The 6,984-nt window shown below is 41.6% G+C and carries 5 protein-coding genes; 4 read left to right on the top strand and 1 reads right to left on the bottom strand.

What is annotated here, in order from left to right; translation table 11 throughout:
* The first annotated feature begins 249 nt into the window (after window positions 1-249).
* From rd to RTX25_RS12720, 3 genes are all read left to right on the top strand, one after another.
* Window positions 250-411 (top strand): rubredoxin, encoded by a 162-nt coding sequence (gene rd / locus RTX25_RS12730; protein WP_312654262.1) that lies wholly within the window; start codon window positions 250-252, stop codon window positions 409-411.
* A 195-nt stretch (window positions 412-606) separates the two neighbouring features.
* On the top strand, window positions 607-999 hold the full coding sequence (locus RTX25_RS12725; RefSeq protein WP_312654260.1) for an FMN-binding protein: 393 nt from the start codon (window positions 607-609) through the stop codon (window positions 997-999).
* A 10-nt stretch (window positions 1,000-1,009) separates the two neighbouring features.
* Window positions 1,010-1,486 carry a hypothetical protein gene (locus RTX25_RS12720; RefSeq protein ID WP_312654258.1) on the top strand — a complete coding sequence of 159 codons (477 nt, stop codon included), beginning with the start codon at window positions 1,010-1,012 and terminating at the stop codon, window positions 1,484-1,486.
* Between the two features lie 50 nt (window positions 1,487-1,536).
* Here the strand turns inward: RTX25_RS12720 and RTX25_RS12715 are convergent, their stop codons facing one another.
* On the bottom strand, window positions 1,537-2,817 hold the full coding sequence (locus tag RTX25_RS12715) for a CapA family protein (RefSeq protein WP_312654256.1): 1,281 nt from the start codon (window positions 2,815-2,817) through the stop codon (window positions 1,537-1,539).
* 254 nt (window positions 2,818-3,071) lie between these two features.
* Here RTX25_RS12715 and RTX25_RS12710 point away from each other — a divergent pair, with 254 nt between their 5' ends.
* On the top strand, window positions 3,072-6,938 hold the full coding sequence (locus RTX25_RS12710) for a PAS domain S-box protein (RefSeq protein ID WP_312654254.1): 3,867 nt from the start codon (window positions 3,072-3,074) through the stop codon (window positions 6,936-6,938).
* Window positions 6,939-6,984: the final 46 nt, after the last annotated feature.

Genomic DNA, 6,984 nt, shown 5'->3' with positions numbered 1-6,984 from the left:
TCGTCGGGCTCATAACCCGAAGGTCGTAGGTTCAAGTCCTGCCCCCGCTACCATTGATCAGAGCCGTTTCTGAAACCGAAAGGTAACAGAAACGGTTCTTTTTTTGTCAAATCAGGAAATGGATGAAAGGTTATCTTTTAATGGGATGAACCGACGAAAGTTAAAATGTAAAATCTGAACCGTGTAATTGAAGTTAAGGTCTCGATAACTTATAATCAGACTATAAACTGAATCCAAGGAGGTAACAATATGGAAAGATATATTTGTGTAATTTGCGGCTATATATATGATCCTGAACTCGGAGATGTAGACAATGGCGTAGAACCGGGAACTTCCTTTAAAGACCTGCCTGAAGACTGGATATGTCCGCTTTGTGGTGCTTATGTCAACGAATTTGTTCTTGCTGAATAATCTGCCATGACTGAACTCCAGACCGCTTGTGGTCTGGAGTTTTCAGTTTAATATCATTATTGTATAATTTCAGGCAGATTATTAATATTTATGCGATAATTTTATCTGAAATTAATTATTCTTTCCGGTTTTTATATTATAATGATTCTTGTAAGATCTGAAGCTCAACTAAAAATCGGGAAAGAAGGATGAAATGTGAAAAAGAGACATTGGAAAAAGTATGTACTGGTTTTTGCTGTTGTCATCATCGCAGGCGGGATGATCATTTATAGTCGTCTGTCGAAAAATCTGGAAAAACTCGTCAATGAACCTGTTCAAAATATAAGTCTTCAGGAAATTGAGGACGGAAGTTATGAAGGAGATTACAAAGCCTTTCCGGTAACAGTCAAGTTGAATGTGGAAGTTAAGGATCATAAAATGGTAAAGATCGCAATACTCAAACATGATAACGGAAAAGGAAAAAGTGCAGAGGAAATAACAGGCGATATCATAGAAAAGCAGAGTCTGGATGTTGATATTGTATCCGGTGCAACATACAGCAGCAAGGTCATCTTAAAAGCGGTCGAAGATGCACTGGTTAACAGATAGGGGGAGAAAAATGAAAACTGCAATTATTGTTCATTCCTTTACGGGAAATACACTTTCTGTCGCTGAAAAGCTTAAGGACACTCTGGAAAAACGAGGGGTTAACGTATATCTTGAGAAAATTGAGCCTACTGGAGGAGAAAACAGAAATGAAGTGGATCCTGCCAGAATCAGCTTTCAGAGCAGGATAGACCTTACGGAGTTCGATAATGTTGTGATAGCAGGTCCGGTAAGAGGATTTTCCATGAGCCCGGTGTTAAAAGCGTACTTTGATCAGGGCAGTTTCAAGAACCGCAAGGTATATCTGTTCGTGACTCATTTCTTTCCGTTTGCATTTATGGGCGGTAAATCGGCTATAAGTCAGATGAAGAAATTTGTTGAACAGAGAGAAGGCATCGTTTTAAACAGCCGAATCATAGACTGGAAAAGCCCTTCTCGCGAAAGTGAGATCCGGAGTCTTGTGGATCAGTTCAGTAAAGAGATACAGTAATATATTCATTAAAATACAGCCTCAAGCGATTATGCGTGAGACTGTATTTTTTATCTGAGAAAATCAAATTGAGTAATTCTGGAATCATTCATTACACTTAAAGTGTTCTGAAGTGATTCCGTAAGGCTGATCACATCCGACTCGTACTTCAGTGAAGTCTTAACCGGGTCCAGGCCTATGGGAATGATTTTATAACGGTATGTATCGTTTATTCCCGTACGGCTGACCCATGTGGGGATGAACTGAGCTCTGCTGATTACGAGCTTGCCGTCTGCCTGCCGTTTCAATGAAACCCTTGAGATCAGTCCGTCTTCGGTTCCAGTCATATTCAGAATTTCATCACGCTGGTTTGAAAGAAAATTGCCCAATGAATAGACTACCAGACCTTCGTTCTGACCATCTGCCGTTTGTATGAATTCCATTTCCTGAACCATGTGGGGGTGGGAACCCAGAATCAGATCCACACCTTCTTCAATGAGCAGTTCTGCCAGTTCTTTCTGGTAGAGGTTGGCTTTCTTTTCGTATTCGTTGCCCCAATGGAGCAGAAGCATAATGAATTCTACGCCGTTTCCCTTCATATCATCAATTACAGGTTTCAATCTATCAAATGCCCTTTCAGCATTTGTAAGCTCCATATAATTGACATGGTTTTCCATGCCGGATGAACTGATGTTATTGATGACGATACCGCCTGAGTTGAAATATGCTGTGCTGAAGGAGGCAATACCAAGTTTCATTCCTTTTATGGTTTTCACCAGGTATTTCTTCGAATCAGGGTTTCTGTGGGTACCCACATATTCCAGATTTCTTTTTTCAAGTTCTTCAATGGTACCCATAATTCCATCTGGACCCGTATCCATGGAATGGTTGTTGGCGGTTCCGATCAGGTTGAGGCCAGCATAACGGATACCATCGAGAAGTTCGGGAGGTGAATTGAACCTTGGATACGTCGACACAGGCTGATTCCTGTTGATGGTTGTTTCAAGATTGGCGATGGAGAGATCTGACGCTATGAAGAAATCCCTGACCTCGGTAAAATTATCTTCAAAATCGTATCTGTCCTTACCGACCGACTGTGCGATCCATTGAGATTCGTGTACCATGATGTCGCCTGCTGCAGTAATCAGCACCTCATCATCAGCCGGTTGTATGATGTTCTCGGAGTGGATTGCAGGCTCCACGTGTTCACTTCTTACAGATACGGGCTTAATCGGCCGAGCTGCTGCGGGTGGAGAACTGTAATCTTTCGTAGAGTCCTGCGAGCAGCCAGCTGCAAGCAGCAGGATCATGAGAGCCAATAGGGATTTCTTATAACGTTTTTTGTCCATCATTACACCATTCCCGAAGCGTTATTTGACTTTGTTCAGTCAATTATAATCGATTTTCTTCCTTTTTAGAATATGCACAAAGTAAACATTTACAAATTCAAACTTGCTATATTTCATTTTAATATGTTATGAACATCAAAAACCATTGAAGCGCAGACGATGAATAAGATATAATGACTTTAACTATGTTTAATTTCAGATAATGATCTGTACTTTTACCGATTCGTCATCAACGTTATATTAAAGGAGTACCTTAAATGCTGATAAAAGAATTTCTGAATAATGATGATATGATTGATCTGATTAATTATTCATCGGATCTCATCGCAATAGTTGATGAAGAAGGCCGGATCGGTTTTTTTAATCATGCCTGGAAAAGAAATTTCAGCTATGATACGGGAGATCTCTGCGAGAAAAAGCTGTCCGATATTCTGGATATCAGAGATCATAAGTCTGTCGCGGAGCTTCTCCAGAGTGCAGATCCGGTAAAGAACAGAATTTTTTTTGCTGCTTCACTGAAAGACAGAAGAGGCCGTGTTTATGAAGCTGATGGTACCATCAAGAAGATTGAACACCACAGCATGAAGCATGGCAGTTATATGATTCTTCTGAAAATCATTGCAAAGCATAATATCCAGAAAGAGAAGCAGCTTCTGAAAATCATCGAACTCAGTAAGAAACTCAATGCTAGAGAAAGCGGTAATGCTGATTATCAGATGATTTCAGATGAAATGCTGGAGCTCTCAGAAAGCAAATTTGTTTTCATCAGTATTCTGAATGAGCAGGAACAGAAATATACAAGTATCGCTTTATCCGGAAATCAAGACGAGCTGAAGATTGCCGAGGAAATACTGGAAGAAACACTCAGAAACAGGAAGTGGAGTATTGAAAGTGATCTAGTGGAAAAAACAAGAGATCGGAACATCACTGTTTTTCCGAGTCTCCGAGTACTGACCGGCAGGGATATTCCACTCTCGAAACTGATACTTGTTGAGAATGAACTTCAGACTGGTGAAGTCATTATCATCCGGATTATGAATGATCAGAGATATATCGGTGATTTTACCGTTGTCATGGAGCAGGGCGTCTCCTTTCAGGCTCATGAAGTGGCAGAGATATACGCAGCACAGATCGGTCTGTATATCGACAAGAAAAGGGTGCTCCATGAAATGAAGGAAAACAGCGATAAATTCGAATTCGCCATGGATGCTGCAGGCGTTGGGACATGGGAATGGGAGCTTCCAGCAAATGAACTCTCCTTTTCTTCAAGATGGTATTCCATGCTTGGCTATCGCAAAGATGAGTTCTCCAGTGATATTCTGTCCTGGCAGAAAATATGGCATCCAGATGAGGCGGAAAAGAACATGAAAGTTCTTAACCAGTTTATCAGCGGAACAGCCGACAATCTGGAACTCATCCATAGAATGCTGCATAAAGAAGGTCACTGGAAATGGATTCTCACACGCGGGTACAGTTTCAGAAATTCAGAGGGTATTCCCTACCTTCTGGTGGGTGTCATTATCGATATTTCCAGGTCTCAGGAAGAGAAAAACAGAAATATCGCTGAACGGGAGAAGTTCGCTAATATCATCGAAGCAACCAACGCAGGAACATGGGAGTGGAATATTCAGACAAGAGAAAACAAGTACAACGAGCGCTGGGCTGAGATTGTCGGATACACTCTTGAGGAGCTTTCTCCCATAACCGCAGAAACATGGACCAGCCTTGTACACCCAGACGATCTGAAAAAATCCAACGAAGAGATTGAGAGCCTTTTTTTCAGAAAGAAAGAGTACTATTCTCTGGCCTGCAGGATGAAACACAAGGAAGGGCACTGGGTATGGGTTCTTGACAAGGGGAAGGTTATTTCCTGGACTGATGACGGCAAACCCCTATACATGTTCGGCACGCATATCGATATAACGGAAAGCAAGATGCTGGAAATGGAAATCAAGGAAAGCGAAGACAAGTATCGTTTCCTTGTCGAGAGCAGCTATGATATCGTCTATCGTATCGGAACGGATGGAAAGTTCACTTTTCTTTCCAAAGCATGGGAGAATATTCTAGGGTATGCAATCGAAGAGGCTATAGGTAGAACATTTACTCCTTTCATCCACCCTGAAGATATTCCTAAAATCCATGATTTCTTTAATCGGATCAATGAATCGGGTGAGCAGAGAGAAGCAACAGATTACCGTCTGCTGCATAAAAACGGAACATACCGCCTGTTTACGACCAATGCAATTCCAATAAGGGATGATGAGAATCTGATAACAGGGTTTGCAGGTACCGCCAGAGATATTACCGATGTCAGAGCGGCAAATATGGCGCTCATCGAACAGAAAGATGAACTGGAACGGTTCTTCAATGTGAACATCGATTTTTTCTGTATTTCGGATATGCTCGGGAAATTCAAGAAAATCAATCAGGCATGGGAAAGAAACCTCGGTTACAATCCATCTGAACTGATCGGAAAGAATGCACTGGATTATGTTCATCCTGATGATATCGTACTCATCAAGTCGTCCATTCGCAGGATGTCCAGTGAAAGAAGAGAGGTCAGCTTTGTGATCAGATTCAGGAGAGCAGATGGAGGGTATCGAATTCTCGAATGGAAAGCACAGTCCAGTGGTGAGCTGATTTATGCCGCAGCAAGAGATGTTACGGAGAATAAGAATCTGGAAAACAATCTTTTCATCGAGAAGGAACTCTTCAAGACCACATTGCTTTCCGTTGGAGACGCAGTAATTTCGACCGACAGTCTTGGTAGAGTGACCATTATGAATAAGGTTGCAGAACATATGACAGGCTGGTCCGTTGATATCGCCCTAGGAAGGCCAATAGAAGATGTCTATAAAATCTATCATAATGAAACGGGTAAACCCCTTCAGAACAGGGTAAGAGAAATTCTTAGAAAAGGAAGAAGCACTGGTTATAATGAAATGATTCTTGTATCGAACAGCGGCAGAGAAATGCTCATTGAAGACAGTGCAGCACAGATCCGTGACAATACCGGTAAAATCAATGGTGTTGTTATTGTATTCAGGGACATTACATCTAAAAAAGAGAGAGAGAAGAAAATTGAATTCATGAGTTATCATGATGCTCTGACAGGTCTTTATAATAGAAGATATATTGAAGATGCAATAAAAAGAATGGAGACTACAAGGAATCTTCCGTTTACGGTGATGGTGATGGATGTCAATGGGCTTAAAATCACAAACGACGCGTTCGGTCATCATCTGGGAGACAAGCTCCTGACAAGTACAGCAGAGATCATCAGAAATGTCTGTCGTGAAAATGATGTTCTGTCCAGAGTGGGCGGAGATGAGTTTGTCCTTCTTCTTCCAAAAACTACTTCTGAAGAAGCGGATGCCATCAAAAAACGCATTGTGGAAAAAACGAGCAGAACCTGTATCGGACCCGTATCCATATCTTTGGCCATTGGTTATGCGACAAAAGCTAAAGTCAGTCAGAATATACTGGAAGTGCAGAAGGTTGCGGATAACAACATGTATCGGGATAAGCTGAAGAACGGCAAAATCACGAAGAGCAGAATCGTTCAGACAATACTTACCCTCATTGATGAAAAATTCCCTCACGAGCGTGAGCATCTGAAGTATGTCGCCTCATATGCGGCTGAAATTGCTCAGTCTATGGGTTTCAGAGAAAATGAAGTCGAAAGGGTGAGGACAGCAGCACGTCTTCATGACATCGGCAAAATTTCCGTACCGAAGGAAATTCTTTTAAAACCCGAGAAGCTGACCTTTGAAGAATACGAAATTATAAGGAAACATGCAGAAACAAGTTATCAGATCCTGAAATCAGTGGAGGAATACGCAGGTATTGCAGAGGATGTATTATACCACCATGAGAGATTAGACGGCAAAGGCTATCCTGAAGGACTTGGGGGTCACGAGATTCCGCTTAATTCGAAAATTATAGCCGTAGCTGATGCATATGAAGCCATGACCAGTGACAGGCTCTATCAGAAAAAAAAGACAAAGGAAGAGGCAATCATGGAACTCAGACGGTGCTCCGGATCGCAGTTTGATCCCGTCATAGTTGAGACCTTCATCCGTAAAGTCCTCACTAAAGATGAGTACCCGGAAAATCTGCGCTGATCTGGAATTACGGTTTTGTTTGACACTTGTATATACTTAAGGTAAT

The organism is Proteiniclasticum sp. (genome assembly GCF_032054185.1).
GTDB lineage: Bacteria > Bacillota > Clostridia > Clostridiales > Clostridiaceae > Proteiniclasticum.
Note: the sequence above shows the minus strand (reverse complement) of the source record. Positions and strands in the feature narration are given on the sequence as shown.